The following is a 333-nucleotide window of genomic DNA, read 5'->3' as shown; positions in this document are numbered from 1 at the left end:
CAGAGCATAAACTCTACCCAGAAGCCTTAAAAGCATTTATTGAAGGAAAGAGCAAAATTGTCGATCCGCAACAACAGCTCTTATCTTTTTGATAAGATCAGCAATCTGTAAGTATTTTCCAACGTTTTACATATCATTCATCTTCAACTCTATAATTTAAAACCTCTAATGTTGACAGGGTGGAATCCATTTCTTTATAAATTTCTGCATAGAATGAGCAATTTTTTCGAATTTTATTTAAATTGCTAATTTTTTCTTCTTTATTCAGTTTTCTGAACATCACTATGAACTCTATTTATGAAAATATCTCGTATTTTCCCTAAAAAATCTTAA

Annotated in this window: 1 pseudogene; it reads left to right on the top strand. The window is 29.4% G+C overall.

From position 1 onward, the window contains the following. A pseudogene (locus tag ACFINF_RS09465) lies at nucleotides 1-92 on the top strand (phosphoribosylglycinamide formyltransferase); the annotation flags it as partial. Nucleotides 93-333 lie beyond the last annotated feature (241 nt).

The organism is Bartonella sp. TS25HLJMH (assembly GCF_042193505.1).
GTDB classification, from domain to species: Bacteria; Pseudomonadota; Alphaproteobacteria; order Rhizobiales; family Rhizobiaceae; genus Bartonella; species Bartonella grahamii.
The sequence above is the reverse complement of the archived record's forward strand: the minus strand, read 5'-3'. Positions and strand labels throughout refer to the sequence as shown.